Here is a 16,481-nt window from a genome sequence, read left to right on the forward strand (position 1 = left end):
GTCAACCTAATTACTAAGATGAGCTATTTTACCTGAATTTATTCATAAATACTCCCAAAATCAGACTATTACTTTATGAAATCAAGAATAAAACTGGTATAGTGTTCTCCCTCATTTTCTTTTATCTGGAGGACAAAGTGGAAATTATACTTTCATACCAACAAGCTAATGCTGTTTGGGGGGAAAAAACAATTCTCAGTTTTAACGATAAACAAGCGACTATTCATTTACAAAACAATGAAAAAACAGACCGTACTTTAATACAACAGGCTGCACGTAAGTTACGTAACATAGGCATTCAAGAAGTTGAGCTTTTAGGTGATAATTGGGCATTAGAATCTTGCTGGGCATTTTACCAAGGCTTTTATACCGCAAAACAAGATTATTCAATTGAATTTCCTCATCTTGATGACGAACCACAAGATGAACTGTTAGCACGTATTGAATGCAGTGATTTTGTACGTGAAATCATTAATGAACCAGCACAAAACTTAACGCCGGTAAAATTGGCCGAGCATGCAGCCGAATTTATCTTAAATCAATCAGATATTTATAATAAAAAAAGTGCGGTAAGTTTCCAGATCGTTTCAGGAGAAGAACTTGAACAACAAGGATATCATGGTATCTGGACAGTTGGTAAGGGGTCAGCAAATCCCCCAGCTATGTTACAACTTGATTTTAACCCAACAAATGATCCTAATGCGCCAATATTAGCCTGTTTAGTTGGGAAAGGAATTACTTTTGACAGTGGTGGTTATAGCCTAAAGCCAAGTGATGGAATGAGTACTATGCGTACCGACATGGGGGGAGCAGCATTATTAACTGGTGCTTTAGGATTAGCAATTACACGAGGGTTAAATCAACGTGTAAAACTTTACTTATGTTGTGCCGAAAACCTAGTGAGTAGTCATGCCTTTAAATTGGGAGATATTATCACTTATAGAAATGGCATTACCGCTGAAGTATTAAATACAGATGCTGAAGGCCGTCTTGTCCTAGCGGATGGGTTAATTGAAGCTGATAATCAGCACCCCAAATTTATTGTTGACTGTGCAACATTAACGGGAGCGGCAAAAGTTGCATTAGGTAATGATTATCATGCAGCACTTTCAATGGATGAGAGCTTAGTAGCAGCGCTATTCCAGTCTGCTCAAGATGAAAATGAACCCTTCTGGCGTTTACCGTTTGAAGATTTCCATCGTTCACAAATCAGCTCATCATTTGCAGACATTGCTAATATTGGTAGTGTCCCGGTTGGAGCAGGTGCAAGCACCGCAACGGCTTTTCTCTCTTATTTTATAAAAAATTATCAGAAAAACTGGCTACACATTGATTGTGCAGCAACTTATCGTAAATCAGGTAGCGATTTATGGGGGGTGGGTGCTACAGGTATTGGTATACAAACACTTGCAAATTTATTATTGTTAAAATCAGAAGAATAAGGATTTACTTATGACGGAAAGAACACTTTCTATTATTAAACCTGATGCAGTTAATCGCCATCTTATAGGTGCTATTTTGGCACGTTTTGAACAAGCTGGTTTTAAGATCATTGCCACAAAGGTGCTACATTTAACACGTGAGCAAGCTGAAGGTTTCTATGCTGAACATCAAGGGAAAGTATTTTTTGAACCACTTATTAATTATATGATATCAGCACCAATTTTAGTTTCTGTATTAGAAAAAGAAAATGCAATTAAAGATTACCGCACTTTAATTGGCAATACGAATCCAGAAACAGCAGAAGAAGGTACAATTCGTAAAGACTTTGCGTTAAGTCAACGCGAAAATTCAGTTCACGGTTCTGATAGCCTAGAAAGTGCTAAACGTGAAATAGCCTATTTCTTTGTTGATTCAGAAATCTATACCTATTGACATATTTATATTATCTCTAACAACAAAGCACCTAGATACATATCTAGGTGCTTTATTAAAAAAAAGCCCACTTTATGTGGGCAAAATAAGGATTAAAATTATAAAACTAAACTACTTTCTATAAAGTCTGTTATCTAATGATAAAGCGCCCGCACCAGAAAAAACAAAGTACAAAAATATAACAGAATAAAGTAACGCGAGCTCACCGCCATTTGCAATTGGGAATAATAAATTCTCTTTTCCAGCCACATGCATAAAGAAATACGCAAAAGCCATTTGACCAGATAAAACAAACGCAGCTGGGCGCGTAAATAATCCTAAAATTAATAAGATTGAGCCGACAATTTCAATCACGCCACCTACAATCATCATTGAGTCGCCGACTGGACCATTTCCACCCGTCATAGAAATTGGAAACTCCCAAAATTTTGCTGTGCCATGTAAGATAAACATGTAAGCAGCAGTGATACGTAATAGAGCTAATACATAAGGGCGATATTTTTCAAGATTGTTCATTTACTTTCCTTTTGTTTAAAGATGAATTAAAACGGCACCATATTAATCTTTAACGGATAGTTAAACAATAATTAAAATTGAAAAATACTTTTTACCAAAAGAAAAAAATAACTAAAGTAGCTTTTCAATCCAATTAGAAAAAGAATCGGCATCCATAAAGCCCGTTACTCTACTTCCTTGAATCTCATTATTTTGCTTATCAAAAAATAAAATTGTGGGTAATCCCATCACATTAAAACGTTCCATTAATGCTTTATTTTCTGGGCTATTCTTTGTCATATTCACTTGTAACAACAAGATATTTTGAAATTGCTGTTGCACTTTTGGATCTGAAAAAGTCAGCTTTTCAAATTCTTTGCAAGCCACACACCAATCCGCGTATAAATCCAACATCGCGATTGAATGGGAATTTTCCGCTAAAGTGCGGTCAAGTTCTTCAATATTTTTAATTTGCTTAAACTTAACCTGAGAAACAGGCTTATTTTCTACCGCACTTTGTGTTGTAGTTTGAGTTTGCCAAATCCAATTTTGCAAAGGTTGTACAGAAACCATAGCCAAAGCAAAACTAATAATTTTAATGGCATAGCCAAAACCACTCTTAGGCATCTGCAACGCAAACCAAATAAAGAATGCTGTCGCTAATCCAGCCCATAAGCGCGGCTCCCATGCTTCAGGCAAAATACGAGAAAGTAAAAACACAGGTAACGCTAACATAACAAAGCCGAATGTTTGTTTCACTGTGTTCATCCACTCACCTGATTTTGGCAAAATTTTATTACCAAACAATGTGATTAACATCAGCGGCACGCCCATACCAAGTGCGAGTAAATAAAGGGTTGCTGCTCCAGTGAATAAATCACCACTTTGCGCCACATAAAGTAAAGCGCCAGAAAGTGGTGCAGATGTGCAAGGTGATGCTACAAGCCCAGCAATCATTCCCATCGCAAAGGAACCGCCAAAAGCACCCGAGGTTTGTTTTTGGCTCCATGTATTCAATTTATTTTGTAAGCTATTTGGCAATTGAATAGTAAATAAGCCAAACATTGAAAGGGCAAGAACAACAAATAAAATAGAAAGCCCAATCATTACATAAGGATGTTGCAAGGCGATTTGAAACGGCAAACCGATAGCCGCCACTGCTAACCCTAACAAGGTGTAAGTCAGTGCCATGCCTTGAACATAAAGAAAAGCTAAACTAAACGCTCGCATCATATTTGGGCGTTGTTGCTGACCGATAACAATGGCAGAAAGCAACGGTAACATTGGCAATACGCAAGGCGTAAAAGCAAGCCCTACGCCTAATAAAAAGAAGCCCCAAATTGCCCATTTGCTATGAAATAAGCTATCAGCCAAACGATCTTGCTCTGATAAAAGCACTGGTTCTTCCGTATTATTTTCTATAGCTTTAGCATTAGAAATAACAAGATCACCAAGCCGTAAAACTTTACTTTCTGGTGGATAACAAAAACCTTCTGTACAACCTTGATAAGATATTTCCACTTTATCATCAGCATGGGAAAAATCACCGATAAAAGTGCCATCTATGGGTTGGGTAAAGACACTCACTTCACCAAAATAAGGATCCTGATGTCGTTCTGATTGTTGTAGAAAACGAGCTACCAACAATTTTGATTTATCAACAAATTTACCACTGATTTTATCTTGATAAAGATAATATCCTTTCACGATATCCCAATGAATCTGGAGTTGGGTTTTATCCGGAGATAATGTAGCAGAAAATGCAAATGCATCATCTACATTTAAAAATGATTGTTTTTTATCAAACAATCCTGCATTAGCTACAAATGTGGTGAAAATAAATATAAAAAAAAGAATAAATTTTTTCATAAAATAAACTAGAAAAGGGGAAATTTGCCTAAAATTTTAACATAAAGAAATTTGAAAGCCTAAAACTATGATGTAGATCACAAAAACAAAACCTAATGAAAAATCAGAGCATTTTTCTGTTGTTACAACAATGTTACATCGTTAGAATGATAACTACGATAGCATACGCCAAAATAAGTATAAGGATGGAAAATGGCTACCCCAAAAATTCTCATTGTTGAAGATGAAATCGTGACCCGTAATACGCTTAAAGGGATTTTTGAAGCTGAGGGGTATGATGTTCTTGAGGCTCAAGATGGCGCAGAAATGCATCATATTCTTGCACACTACACGATTAATCTTGTGGTAATGGATATTAACTTACCTGGAAAAAATGGTTTATTACTTGCCCGTGAATTGCGTGAAAATATTAATTTACCACTTATATTTTTAACGGGACGAGATAATGAAGTTGATAAAATTTTAGGATTAGAAATAGGCGCAGACGATTACTTAACCAAACCATTTAATCCCCGCGAACTTACTATTCGGGCTCGTAACTTACTACACCGAACTCTGCCTCACCAAGAAAAAGAAAATACATCGGGAAAAGAATTTTATCGCTTCAATGGTTGGGTATTAGATTTAAATAGCCATAATCTCATTACCCCAGAAAACCAAGAACTAAAATTGCCACGCAGTGAATTTCGCGCAATGCTTTATTTCTGTGAAAACCCAGGTAAGTTGCTAACTCGAGAAGAACTTCTGCGTAAAATGACAGGTAGAGCATTTAAACCACAAGATCGCACTGTAGATGTTACAATTCGCCGAATTAGGAAACATTTTGAGGAATATTCAAATACCGATGAGATCATCATGACAGTGCATGGAGAAGGATATCGATTTTGCGGTAATATAGAATAATGTCAAAGGTTATTATTCATTTCTTAAGATGAATAATAGCCTTTACCGAACCGAATAACCCTCAAACCAACTTTCTAAAATCAAGCAAGCAGAAATACCATCGACCTTATCCTTTTTAAGTGATCTGAAACCACCACGTTCAAATATCTCACTACGCGCTTCCATTGTTGTCAGACGTTCATCTTGTAACTCAACAGTAATACCAAAACGCCCATGCAACCGGTTAGCAAATTTTTTCGCTCGTAGAGTTAAGTCTTGAATGGTACCATCCATATTAAGTGGCAAACCAACAACAAGTACATCAGGCTTCCATTCCTTTAGACAGTTTTCAATAGCGCTCCAATTAGGGATCCCATCCTGTGCTTTAAATGCTGGAAGTGCTTGAGCCGTTCCAGTTATACTTTGTCCAACCGCGCAACCAATACTTTTTGTACCAAAATCAAAGGCAAGTACAGTGATCCCCATTAACTATGCCCCACTTGAGCCATCACAAAATTATGAGGATGAATACCAAGAGATTGATTGGCCACTATATAGCGTTCTTCATAAGGTGTATCAAACAAAATTTGTTCACTAGCTGGTGCAACTAACCAGGCATTATCAATAATTTCTTTTTCTAACTGCCCTGCAGACCAACTTGCACATCCTAGCGCAACTAAATATTTTTCTGGAGCGAATGTAGACCCAAAGGTTTCTACAACATCAGCAGATGTTGTCATAGAAAGTGTATCAGTAACCTTGTAAGTATGTTGAAAATGATTAAGTGTATTTTTATGTAAAATAAAACCACGCTCTGAATGTATCGGACCGCCAGCAACGACCATTTCATTACCAAAAGCGCGGTCATTTTTCATCATAAAATTAAGCTTTAAATAAAGTTCTGCAATACTTAAATCCGTGGGCTGATTGATTACTAATCCCATAGAACCTTGTTCGTTATGTTCACACATAAACACCACAGTTCGATTAAAATAATCATCTAAATGAGGCATTGCGATGAGAAACTTCCCTTGCAGTTCCATCATTCTCCTAAATCTCCAAAATAAATTTGTAATGCACTGATCGCTGCTAGTGAAGCAGTCTCGGTACGTAATACACGCTTTCCTAATAAAATTTCAGTAAAACCTTTCTGTTGTGTTTGCACTATTTCTTGTTCTGATAACCCGCCTTCTGAACCAATTAACAAACGTACCCCATCTTTTGGAATCATTGGTAACGTTTTTATACTATGTTGTGCTCTAGGATGTAGATTTAATTTAATCGCCCCATCATCTTCTGCACACCAATCCTGTAATTTCATTAGAGGACGAATTTCTGGCACCACATTACGACCACATTGTTCACAAGCAGCAATGACAATTTTTTGCCACTGTTGAATTTTTTTATCCATCCGTTCGCCATCTAACTTCACGCCACAACGTTCAGACCACAGTGGCGTAATCACATTTACTCCCAATTCCACAGATTTTTGAATGGTGAATTCCATCCGTTCACCTCGTGAAATAACTTGACCTAAATGGATTTTTAAATTGGATTCTTTATCAGAAAGTTCTCTCCCTAAGATATTAACTTTTACCGATTTCTTATTGGATTCTGTGATTATTGCTGGATAAATATGGTTTGAACCATCAAAAAGTTCAAGTTGCTCACCTTCTACCATTCTCAATACACGACCAACATGATTGGCAGCATCTTCAGAAAGTTGACATTGCGTTTGATATTCTAGTGATTCAGGGTGATAGATTCTAGGTATGCGCATAGTATTCTAAAATGTTAATAGGAGACGGGAATAATATCTTTCACATGAAAAATAAATTTACACGTGGGCTATTTTAAGCCTCTCATTCCCTATAAATTAATCAGATAGATTTTGAGGTAACCGCTCTAAAATAGCATGCCAGTAAGTGATAGAGCGAACATTATGTTTACGAATACAATCTACTACAGCATCAGCGTTACCTACCTGACAAATTTGCTGCATTTCTAAGTAGAATTGTTTAGTAAGTTCTCTGTGCTTTTCCTCTTTAAAGAAGAGTAAACCAATTCGTTGATAAACGCCCTTTAAACTATTGAATACTAATCGATAAAAAGGCTTATTAGCTACCACAGTAAATTGACGAAACAAAGTATAGTCAAATTCCGTGTAATCTTGAGCAGTATTCTCCAATTGCTCTAGTGATGCAAAAAGTGCGGCAGACTGCACTGGAGAATTTTTAACAGCTTCATAAATATAAAATTCAGACATTTTACTACGTAAAGATAGCATATTATCAATAATCATTGGTGCTGAATGCATATCCAAACTAATCAATGTCTCAATAATATTTGGTCCGGCCGTATCCCAAATATTATTCACTTTCGTCGGTTTACCATGCTGAATTGTTAACCAGCCATCTCTAGCCAAACGTTGCAACACTTCACGTAATGTTGTACGAGTTACCCCTATTTTATCAGCAAGATCTCGTTCTGAAGGCAAATTACTCCCTGCGGGAAAAATATCCTGCCAAATACTTTTTACAATATACTCTTCAGCCAAAGCCGCAGGACTTTGCGCTTTTAAAATGTCATTATCGTTTTGCATTACACTTAAAAATCAGATAAAAATAAAAAAAGATGCAATTTTATGAAAAAATAGCTAGTTTTTATTATCCTTTAAAGACGGATATATTACAATGTCAGCATGATAAAAAATAATGGAGTCCCCTATGACAAACATTCAAGCTTTTATGAAAAACTTTCTTGGTTCAAGTCCGGATTGGTATAAACTTGCCATTGTTGCTTTTCTCATTATTAATCCGATTATTTTCTTTTTCATCAGCCCTTTCCTAGCGGGCTGGCTATTGGTCGCTGAATTTATTTTCACGTTAGGCATGGCATTGAAATGCTACCCCCTTCAACCCGGTGGTTTATTAACTATTGAAGCTATTATTATAGGCATGACAAACGTAGAGCATGTAAAAGCTGAGATTATGTCTAATTTTGAAGTAATTTTACTATTAATGTTTATGGTTGCGGGTATTTTCTTTATGAAGCAATTACTGCTTTATGTATTTACTAAATTACTCGTTAAAATTCGCTCTAAAATTGCACTTTCTCTCGCATTTTGCTTTAGCGCAGCCTTTTTATCCGCTTTTCTTGACGCATTGACCGTAGTTGCGGTCATTATTAGTGTCGCAATGGGATTTTATGGGGTATACCATAAAGTCGCATCAGGAAATGGTTTAATGGATGCGGTGGATATTTCTGATGATGCTAAAATTGATGATCAACATCATGAAACCTTAGAAAAATTTCGAGCTTTCTTACGTAGTTTAATGATGCATGCTGGCGTCGGAACCGCACTTGGTGGTGTGATGACAATGGTGGGTGAACCACAAAACTTAATCATTGCAGAACAAGCCAAATGGAACTTTATCGAATTTTTCTTCCGCATGGCACCAGTTACTGTTCCAGTATTTATCTGTGGATTGCTCACTTGCTTCTTAGTCGAAAAATTCAAATTATTCGGTTATGGTGAAAAATTACCTGAAGATGTGTGGAAAATCTTGTCAGATTTAGACCGCACTAATTCAGAAAAAATGTCTAAACAAGACAAAATCAAATTAGGTGTTCAAACGTTAATCGCGATTTGGTTAATTCTTGGATTGGCGTTCCACCTTGCGGCGGTAGGCTTAATTGGTTTAAGTATCATCATTTTTGCTACAGCATTCACAGGTGTAACTGACGAACACACTATCGGTAAAGCATTCCAAGAGTCTTTGCCATTTACAGCCCTACTTGTTGTCTTCTTTTCTGTGGTTGCTGTAATTATTGATCAAAAACTATTCGCACCTATTATTCATTTTGTACTTGCTTCTGAAGAAAATACTCAGCTTGCTCTCTTCTATATCTTTAATGGATTGTTATCTTCTATCTCTGATAACGTATTTGTCGCAACAGTTTATATTAACGAAGCAAAATCTGCATTAGCGAATGGCGTAATTTTACCTCATCAATTTGAATTGCTTTCTGTGGCAATCAATACTGGAACAAACTTACCATCAGTCGCAACACCAAATGGACAAGCTGCATTCTTATTCTTATTGACTTCATCCCTTGCCCCATTAATTCGCCTTTCTTACGGAAGAATGGTTTATATGGCTTTGCCTTATACTGTTGTTATGTCGCTTGTAGGTTTATTTGCTATCGAATTTATTTTACCTGCAACTACAGATTGGTTGGCAAGCTTAGGTTTAATTTTGCCGATTTAAGGAGACAGAATGCTCACATTATTAAAACAATTTTCTGAAAAACGTTCCGCATGGTTTTTGCTAGCTTTATCAAGTTTAGCCTTGGAATCTACCGCACTTTATTTCCAATATGGAATGGGGTTACAGCCTTGTGTGCTTTGCGTATATGAACGTTTAGCGATAATTGGCTTATTTATTGCGGGCATTATTGGCCTTCTCGCACCCAAATCATTTATTGTGAGATTAATCGCCTTGATACTCGGATTATTTAGTAGTATTAAAGGCCTTTTGGTATCACTGCGCCATTTGGATCTACAAATGAATCCAGCCCCCTGGAAACAGTGCGAGTTTATCCCTAACTTTCCAGAAACCTTACCATTTCATCAATGGTTCCCAGCTATTTTTAATCCTACAGGCTCTTGTAATGAAAGCCAATGGTCATTCTTAAATTTAACCATGGTTCAGTGGCTCGTATTTATTTTTGTTGTATACATTGCAATACTCACAATATTATTTATTTCTCAAATACAAAAAAGTCGTAAACAAAGACGGCTATTTAACTAAAAACAATGCCATTTGAAAAAATCAAATGGCATTTTTCTTTATTACATATTCTCATTTTATGATCAGTAAAATCTTTCTATATTTACGCAAACGTTTGCGCTATAATTCACTCCGCTTATTTTTAACCATTTAATGAAGGAAAATGTAATGACAGATCGTCCAATTCGTCAGGCTTTACTCAGTGTTTCGGATAAAACCGGTATCGTAGAATTTGCTCAAGGCTTAGTACAGCGTGGTGTAAAACTACTTTCCACAGGCGGTACCGCAAAATTGTTGGAGCAACATGGTTTGCCAGTGACTGAAGTGTCTGATTATACGGGGTTCCCTGAAATGATGGACGGTCGCGTGAAAACCTTACACCCAAAAGTGCACGGCGGGATTTTAGGTCGTCGTGGTACAGATGATGCCATCATGCAGCAACATGGTATTGAAGGCATTGATATGGTCATCGTGAATTTATATCCATTTGCAGCCACCGTGGCTAAGCCAAACTGCACGTTAGAAGATGCCGTGGAAAATATTGATATCGGCGGCCCGACGATGGTACGTTCCGCCGCGAAAAACCATAAAGATGTGGCGATTGTCGTGAACAATCAGGATTTTGATGCAATTCTTGCCGAAATGGATCAACATCAAAACAGCTTAACTCTTGAAACCCGTTTTGATCTTGCCATCAAAGCATTTGAACACACCGCGCAATACGATTCCATGATCGCCAACTATTTCGGTCAATTGGTGAAACCTTATCATGTTGCTTCTGAAGAAGATGCGGAGGCGAAGTGTGGTCAATTCCCACGGACTTTAAACCTTAACTTCGTGCGTAAACAAACCATGCGTTACGGCGAAAACTCTCATCAAAATGCGGCCTTCTATGTTGATTTGAATGTTAAAGAATCGAGCGTGGCTACCGCTAATCAACTCCAAGGTAAAGCCTTGTCTTACAATAATATTGTAGACACCGATGCAGCCCTTGAATGCGTGAAAGAATTTGATGAGCCGGCTTGCGTGATCGTCAAACATGCTAATCCATGCGGTGTGGCTTTAGGTAAAGATATTTTAGAAGCCTACAACCGCGCTTACCAAACCGATCCAACTTCTGCATTTGGCGGAATTATTGCTTTCAACCGTGAATTAGATGAAAAAACCGCGAATGAAATTGTAGAACGCCAATTCGTTGAAGTGATTATTGCACCAAAAGTTTCTGATGAAGCGCAAGAAGTCGTGAAACGTAAAAAAAATGTTCGTTTGCTTGAATGTGCTGAATGGACATCTCGTTCTGAACGTTTAGATTTCAAACGTGTAAACGGCGGTTTATTAGTACAAGATGCAGATTTAGGCATGGTTGGTTTGGATGATTTAAAAGTGGTGAGCAAACGTCAACCAACTGAACAAGAATTAAAAGACTTATTATTCTGCTGGAAAGTGGCGAAATTCGTGAAATCTAATGCGATTGTTTACGCCAAAGATAACCAAACCATTGGTATTGGCGCAGGCCAAATGAGTCGCGTATATTCTGCGAAGATTGCGGGTATTAAAGCGCAAGATGAAGGTTTGGAAGTGGCCGGTTGTGTGATGGCATCCGACGCGTTCTTCCCATTCCGTGATGGCATTGATGCGGCGGCGAAAGTAGGCATTCAATGTGTGATTCATCCGGGCGGCTCAATGCGTGATCAGGAAGTGATTGATGCAGCAGATGAACATAATATGGTGATGGTGTTGACTGGAATGCGTCATTTTAGACATTAATTTATGTCGTCACTTCGCTCAATGAACGACTTACTTTTTTACCTATTCCTCCCCCTATCTTTGCTAAAGAGGGGATTAAATTCAAAAAGACACAAGGACTACAACATGAACATCCTCATCATCGGAAACGGCGGTCGTGAACACGCTCTGGCTTGGAAAGCGGCGCAATCTCCATTAGCGGATAAAATTTTTGTTGCACCGGGCAATGCCGGGACGGCGTTAGAAAAAAAAGTCGAGAACGTGAGTATCGCCGCAACGGATGTTCCTGCGTTGGTTAAATTTGCCCAAGATAACCATATTGGTTTAACGATCGTGGGGCCTGAAGCACCGCTTGTGATTGGCGTGGTGGATGCGTTTCGTGCAGTTGGTTTAAACATTTTCGGACCAACGCAAGCGGCGGCGCAATTGGAAGGTTCCAAAGCCTTTACCAAAGATTTTTTAGCGCGTCATAAAATCCCAACAGCGGAATATCAAAACTTCACCGAAGTAGAGCCTGCATTGGCGTACTTGCGTGAAAAAGGTGCGCCAATTGTTGTAAAAGCGGATGGTTTAGCGGCGGGCAAAGGTGTAATCGTTGCAATGACATTGCAAGAAGCTGAAGACGCTGTACGTGATATGCTTTCCGGCAATGCTTTTGGTGAAGCTGGTAGTCGAGTAGTCATTGAAGAATTTTTAGATGGCGAAGAGGCGAGTTTTATTGTCATGGTGGACGGCAAAAATGTCGAACCTATGGCGACCAGCCAAGACCATAAACGTGTGGGCGAAAAAGATACAGGCTTAAACACCGGCGGCATGGGGGCTTATTCTCCTGCGCCAGTGGTGACAACAGAAATTCATGATCGCATTATGCGAGAAGTGATTTATCCAACAGTCAATGGCATGGTAGCGGAAGGCAATGTTTATACCGGTTTCTTGTATGCCGGTTTGATGATCATGCCAAATGGACAGCCGAAAGTGATCGAATTCAACTGTCGTTTCGGTGATCCGGAAACGCAACCGATTATGCTACGTTTGGAATCGGATTTGGTGGAGCTTTGTCTTAAGGCTTGTGATGGCAAATTGGACGAACTGAAATCACAATGGAACCCGAAGGCTTCTTTAGGCATCGTATTGGCAGCAGAAGGTTATCCGGGGGATTATCGCAAAGGCGATGAAATCAGCGGTTTGCCTCAAAGTGCGGTCGAAAATGAGAAAGTTTTCTTGGCGGGCGTAGAAGCGAAAGCAGGCAAGTTAGTCACGAACGGCGGTCGTGTACTTTGTGTGACTGCATTAGGCGAAAGCGTATTTGAAGCACAACAGAAAGCATTAAAATTGGCTGAACAAATTCAATGGACAGGGCGTTTTTATCGTCGAGATATTGGTTACAGAGCTGTGGAACGAGAACACGCAAAATAGTCAGAGAATTTGCTAGGTCTAATAGAGAAATAATATTATATAGCAAGTGTAATTTATCTATTTTTTGTAATACACTAGAACAGTTTTCTTATCACTTTATGGAACCATATCATTCATGCGACAATTTTTTATCACATTATTATACTCCTCAATTCTACTTTCCTTAGAAATAATTTATCGCAAATTATTTAATATACCTAGCATTGAAAAATATATTGAAAGCTATATTTTCAATTATTTATTTGTCACCTTGTTTCTTTACTCAAAATATAAATTTACAAAAATACTAGTCAGTACTTTATTTGCAATAAGCATTTTATTTAATAATGTACATTATGCCCTGTACCAATATTGGATCGGACCTGTTAGTTACTTGCTTGCATTTAAAGAAATCAATGAAGTAACAAATGCAGGCATAACGATGGTAGATAAATTTATTTTTCCATTTTTATTTGGGGTATTTGAAATTTTATTTTTTCTAAGCTTAAGTTTTATAAAGAAAAAAGAATATAAATTCTCTTGGTTATTTGACTTTATTTTTTACATTGCAATGATATATGTTTTTGTTCGAGCATACACAACAAAATCTCACGAACGCTTCATTTCACCTAATACAACCTATTCAAGACTAAAGTCTAATTATTTTTCTTTTGGATATTTTGCAGGAAGATTATTACCATATGAGATACTCTCATTGTCAGACACCGCTATCTACTTGAAAAGTAAACCTGAAAAGACGAATAAGCCTAAAATTAAGAATATTATTTTAATAATGGGAGAAAGTGCATCAGCAAGCCATTTTAGTGTATTTGGATATGATAGAAACACCTCTCCATTTCTAAATTTGTTAAAAAATGAAAAAGGAGCAATTGTTGGAAAAACTTATTCAGGAGGTTTATTTACAGCAATATCCTTACCAATGTTTTTTAATTCTATTCCTTATCCAAATGGAATGCAGCAAATAGCTAAAGGTGATACAAATTTATTTAATTTAGCAAAAGATCAAGGATTCCAAACATTTTTTTACTCAGCTCAAGCTAGGGACGACATGCATATGATCAATTTTTTAGGTGGTGCCTGGATTAATGATATTCGTTTTCCAGATAATGAAGGCTATTCTTTAAGAGACTCAATGCCTGATAATAAATTACTTCCTGCTTTTAAAAATATTAATTTAGATAATGGTTATCATTTTATTGTTTTACATCATAGAGGAAGTCACATTCCCTATGGGGCATTATTAGATGAGAAAGAGAAGGTGTTTGGAAAAAATAACGCCACAGATAATTATGATAATACTATTCTAAATACTGATAACTTTATCTCTGAGGTTTACCATTACTTATCTAGTAAAACCTCTAAAGATTGGATCATTGCTTATACATCTGATCATGGTCAATATGTAAAAGGTGACACTTATAAACAAGGTACATTTGATGAAGATAATTATATTGTTCCATTAGTTCTATATAGCCCAAATGAAGAAATACAAAAAACGGTGTTAGATAGCTTCTCATCATGTAAAGTTTCATTTCATAATCAGTTATCTAGCCTTCTTATTAATATAATGGGATATAACTATCCAGTTAGTACTTGTGATAAAGGAGTAGTTAATGGAAATATTCTTACCGGTGATGCAGGATACCTTAAAATAGAATCTAATGGTAAACAAGAATATATCCATTAAATTATGACTTTCTATGATGAATTAATTTCATTTAAGTGATGAAAATTTAGGAATGAAATTTTAATTAAGTTTTTATCCATAAACAGTTAAACTATCTGCCATAAATTACACAACAGGAGAACACAATGTTTACTAGAAATATGACTATCGCTGATTACGATCCCGTATTGTGGCAAGCGATTCAAGATGAAAATCGTCGTCAAGAAGAGCATATCGAACTAATTGCATCTGAAAACTATGCTAGTCCGCGCGTGATGGAAGCTCAAGGTTCACAATTCACTAATAAATACGCTGAAGGCTATCCAGGTAAACGTTATTACGGTGGTTGTGAGTATGCAGACATTGTGGAACAGTTAGCAATTGACCGTGCGAAAGAATTATTTGGTGCTGATTACGTGAATGTTCAACCGCACTCTGGCTCACAAGCAAACTCTGCAGTGTATGGTGCATTGATTAATGCGGGCGATACTATTTTAGGTATGGATTTGGCTCACGGTGGGCACTTAACTCATGGTGCAAAAGTAAGTTTCTCTGGCAAGATTTATAACTCTGTGCTTTATGGAATTACTGCGGATGGCTTAATTGATTATGAAGATGTTCGTCAAAAAGCATTAGAATGTAAACCAAAACTTATCGTTGCGGGTTTCTCGGCTTATTCACAGGTTGTGGATTGGGCGAAAATGCGTGAAATCGCAGATGAAGTTGGTGCGTATCTATTTGTGGATATGGCCCATGTAGCAGGATTAATTGCAGCGGGTTTATATCCAAATCCACTACCGCATGCACATGTTGTTACAACAACAACCCATAAAACATTGGGCGGTCCGCGTGGTGGTTTAATTCTTTCATCTTGTGGTGATGAAGATATCTACAAAAAATTACAATCATCTGTATTCCCTGCAAATCAAGGTGGCCCATTAGTTCATATTATTGCGGCAAAAGCAGTTTGCTTTAAAGAAGCATTAGAGCCTCAATATAAAGAATACCAAGCAAATGTGTTGAGAAATGCAAAAGCAATGGTTGAAGTATTTAAACAACGTGGTTATGACGTTGTTTCAAATGGTACTGAAAACCACTTGTTCTTAGTAAGTTTCATCAAACAAGGATTAACAGGTAAAGCAGCTGATGCAGCTTTAGGTAAAGCAAATATTACCGTGAATAAAAATGCTGTGCCAAACGATCCGCAAAAACCATTTGTTACTTCAGGTATTCGTGTAGGTACACCATCTGTGACTCGCCGTGGTTTCAATGAAAATGATGTGCGTGAATTAGCTGGCTGGATGTGTGATGTTTTAGATGCTTTAGGCAAAGAAAATGAAGAACAAGTGATTGCTGAAACTAAAGAAAAAGTATTAGCAATTTGTAAACGTCTTCCAGTTTATCCGAAATGATTTATTTTCTTTCGTTGATTATATGGTTAGCGGCGATCAATATCGCCGCTTATTTTTTTATGTGGAGAGATAAAATTCGGGTCGTGCGTAACGAGTGGAGAATTCCTGAAAAAACATTTTTCCTTCTAAGCCTTTTAGGTGGTTTTATGGGAATACATTTAGCTATGAACCATTTTCGTCATAAAACGCTGCATTTTAGTTTTAAATTTATTGTTGTCATTAGCGCATTTCTTTGGGTTGTTGTTTTTCCATGGTTATATTTTTCTTTTATGTTTCAATATGTAAAGGCATGATAATGTAGATAAACTAATTTGTTATGGTTCACTA

At 37.2% G+C, this 16,481-nt stretch carries 16 protein-coding genes; 10 read left to right on the forward strand and 6 right to left on the reverse strand.

The window, feature by feature from the left end; genetic code table 11:
- Positions 1-137: 137 nt before the first annotated feature.
- Together pepB and ndk are read left to right on the forward strand one after the other, a co-directional pair.
- Positions 138-1,442, forward strand: a complete 1,305-nt coding sequence (gene pepB / locus C3V42_RS03260; protein WP_106013621.1) for an aminopeptidase PepB — start codon at positions 138-140, stop codon at positions 1,440-1,442.
- A gap of 10 nt (positions 1,443-1,452) precedes the next feature.
- Complete coding sequence (ndk, locus tag C3V42_RS03265) at positions 1,453-1,875, forward strand: nucleoside-diphosphate kinase (protein ID WP_106013622.1); 423 nt, start codon at positions 1,453-1,455, stop codon at positions 1,873-1,875.
- Between the two features lie 111 nt (positions 1,876-1,986).
- Here the strand turns inward: ndk and C3V42_RS03270 are convergent, their stop codons facing one another.
- Complete coding sequence (locus C3V42_RS03270; protein ID WP_106013623.1) at positions 1,987-2,391, reverse strand: DoxX family protein; 405 nt, start codon at positions 2,389-2,391, stop codon at positions 1,987-1,989.
- Between the two features lie 111 nt (positions 2,392-2,502).
- A complete protein-coding gene (locus tag C3V42_RS03275) occupies positions 2,503-4,239 on the reverse strand; it encodes a protein-disulfide reductase DsbD (RefSeq protein ID WP_106013624.1) in 1,737 nt (578 codons plus the stop codon).
- Positions 4,240-4,431: 192 nt separating this feature from the next.
- Between C3V42_RS03275 and arcA the strand changes: the two genes are divergently transcribed.
- Entirely contained in the window at positions 4,432-5,142 is a 711-nt protein-coding gene (gene arcA / locus C3V42_RS03280) for a two-component system response regulator ArcA (RefSeq protein ID WP_048953492.1), read from the forward strand.
- Positions 5,143-5,184: 42 nt separating this feature from the next.
- On the opposite strand, the gene ruvX is transcribed toward arcA, so the two are convergent.
- From ruvX to fadR, 4 genes are all read right to left on the reverse strand, one after another.
- Positions 5,185-5,607, reverse strand: coding sequence for a Holliday junction resolvase RuvX (ruvX, locus tag C3V42_RS03285; protein ID WP_106013625.1), 423 nt, complete (start codon positions 5,605-5,607; stop codon positions 5,185-5,187).
- Positions 5,607-6,167, reverse strand: coding sequence for a YqgE/AlgH family protein (locus C3V42_RS03290; protein WP_106013626.1), 561 nt, complete (start codon positions 6,165-6,167; stop codon positions 5,607-5,609). Before C3V42_RS03290 ends, ruvX begins: the two co-directional genes overlap by 1 nt.
- Positions 6,164-6,901 (reverse strand): 16S rRNA (uracil(1498)-N(3))-methyltransferase, encoded by a 738-nt coding sequence (gene rsmE, locus C3V42_RS03295; RefSeq protein ID WP_106013627.1) that lies wholly within the window; start codon positions 6,899-6,901, stop codon positions 6,164-6,166. The genes C3V42_RS03290 and rsmE overlap by 4 nt, the downstream gene beginning before the upstream one ends.
- Positions 6,902-6,997: 96 nt before the next feature.
- Positions 6,998-7,723 (reverse strand): fatty acid metabolism transcriptional regulator FadR, encoded by a 726-nt coding sequence (fadR, locus tag C3V42_RS03300; protein WP_106013628.1) that lies wholly within the window; start codon positions 7,721-7,723, stop codon positions 6,998-7,000.
- Positions 7,724-7,847: 124 nt separating this feature from the next.
- Here fadR and nhaB point away from each other — a divergent pair, with 124 nt between their 5' ends.
- From nhaB to C3V42_RS03335, 7 genes are all read left to right on the forward strand, one after another.
- Complete coding sequence (gene nhaB, locus C3V42_RS03305; RefSeq protein WP_106013629.1) at positions 7,848-9,392, forward strand: Na(+)/H(+) antiporter NhaB; 1,545 nt, start codon at positions 7,848-7,850, stop codon at positions 9,390-9,392.
- Positions 9,393-9,401: 9 nt separating this feature from the next.
- Positions 9,402-9,935 (forward strand): disulfide bond formation protein DsbB, encoded by a 534-nt coding sequence (gene dsbB / locus C3V42_RS03310; protein WP_106013630.1) that lies wholly within the window; start codon positions 9,402-9,404, stop codon positions 9,933-9,935.
- A 147-nt stretch (positions 9,936-10,082) separates the two neighbouring features.
- On the forward strand, positions 10,083-11,681 hold the full coding sequence (gene purH / locus C3V42_RS03315; RefSeq protein ID WP_106013631.1) for a bifunctional phosphoribosylaminoimidazolecarboxamide formyltransferase/IMP cyclohydrolase: 1,599 nt from the start codon (positions 10,083-10,085) through the stop codon (positions 11,679-11,681).
- 105 nt (positions 11,682-11,786) lie between these two features.
- Complete coding sequence (purD, locus tag C3V42_RS03320; protein ID WP_106013632.1) at positions 11,787-13,076, forward strand: phosphoribosylamine--glycine ligase; 1,290 nt, start codon at positions 11,787-11,789, stop codon at positions 13,074-13,076.
- A gap of 115 nt (positions 13,077-13,191) precedes the next feature.
- Positions 13,192-14,763 (forward strand): sulfatase-like hydrolase/transferase, encoded by a 1,572-nt coding sequence (locus tag C3V42_RS03325; RefSeq protein WP_106013633.1) that lies wholly within the window; start codon positions 13,192-13,194, stop codon positions 14,761-14,763.
- 125 nt (positions 14,764-14,888) lie between these two features.
- Positions 14,889-16,154: a serine hydroxymethyltransferase gene (glyA, locus tag C3V42_RS03330; protein ID WP_106013634.1), complete on the forward strand. Its 1,266-nt coding sequence runs from the start codon at positions 14,889-14,891 to the stop codon at positions 16,152-16,154.
- On the forward strand, positions 16,151-16,447 hold the full coding sequence (locus tag C3V42_RS03335) for a DUF1294 domain-containing protein (protein WP_106013635.1): 297 nt from the start codon (positions 16,151-16,153) through the stop codon (positions 16,445-16,447). Before glyA ends, C3V42_RS03335 begins: the two co-directional genes overlap by 4 nt.
- Positions 16,448-16,481 lie beyond the last annotated feature (34 nt).

Source organism: Haemophilus sp. oral taxon 036 (assembly GCF_002998595.1).
GTDB classification, from domain to species: domain Bacteria; phylum Pseudomonadota; class Gammaproteobacteria; order Enterobacterales; family Pasteurellaceae; genus Haemophilus; species Haemophilus haemolyticus_K.

Excerpts from the sequence above, each read along its gene's own strand:
- purH (WP_106013631.1), top strand. The coding sequence starts at position 10,083 with ATGACAGATCGTCCAATTCGTCAGGCTTTACTCAGTGTTTCGGATAAA.
- C3V42_RS03335 (WP_106013635.1), top strand. The coding sequence starts at position 16,151 with ATGATTTATTTTCTTTCGTTGATTATATGGTTAGCGGCGATCAATATC.
- ruvX (WP_106013625.1), bottom strand. The coding sequence starts at position 5,607 with ATGGGGATCACTGTACTTGCCTTTGATTTTGGTACAAAAAGTATTGGT.
- nhaB (WP_106013629.1), top strand. The coding sequence starts at position 7,848 with ATGACAAACATTCAAGCTTTTATGAAAAACTTTCTTGGTTCAAGTCCG.
- C3V42_RS03270 (WP_106013623.1), bottom strand. The coding sequence starts at position 2,391 with ATGAACAATCTTGAAAAATATCGCCCTTATGTATTAGCTCTATTACGT.
- fadR (WP_106013628.1), bottom strand. The coding sequence starts at position 7,723 with ATGCAAAACGATAATGACATTTTAAAAGCGCAAAGTCCTGCGGCTTTG.
- C3V42_RS03325 (WP_106013633.1), top strand. The coding sequence starts at position 13,192 with ATGCGACAATTTTTTATCACATTATTATACTCCTCAATTCTACTTTCC.
- glyA (WP_106013634.1), top strand. The coding sequence starts at position 14,889 with ATGTTTACTAGAAATATGACTATCGCTGATTACGATCCCGTATTGTGG.
- ndk (WP_106013622.1), top strand. The coding sequence starts at position 1,453 with ATGACGGAAAGAACACTTTCTATTATTAAACCTGATGCAGTTAATCGC.
- purD (WP_106013632.1), top strand. The coding sequence starts at position 11,787 with ATGAACATCCTCATCATCGGAAACGGCGGTCGTGAACACGCTCTGGCT.
- C3V42_RS03275 (WP_106013624.1), bottom strand. The coding sequence starts at position 4,239 with ATGAAAAAATTTATTCTTTTTTTTATATTTATTTTCACCACATTTGTA.
- C3V42_RS03290 (WP_106013626.1), bottom strand. The coding sequence starts at position 6,167 with ATGATGGAACTGCAAGGGAAGTTTCTCATCGCAATGCCTCATTTAGAT.
- rsmE (WP_106013627.1), bottom strand. The coding sequence starts at position 6,901 with ATGCGCATACCTAGAATCTATCACCCTGAATCACTAGAATATCAAACG.
- arcA (WP_048953492.1), top strand. The coding sequence starts at position 4,432 with ATGGCTACCCCAAAAATTCTCATTGTTGAAGATGAAATCGTGACCCGT.
- dsbB (WP_106013630.1), top strand. The coding sequence starts at position 9,402 with ATGCTCACATTATTAAAACAATTTTCTGAAAAACGTTCCGCATGGTTT.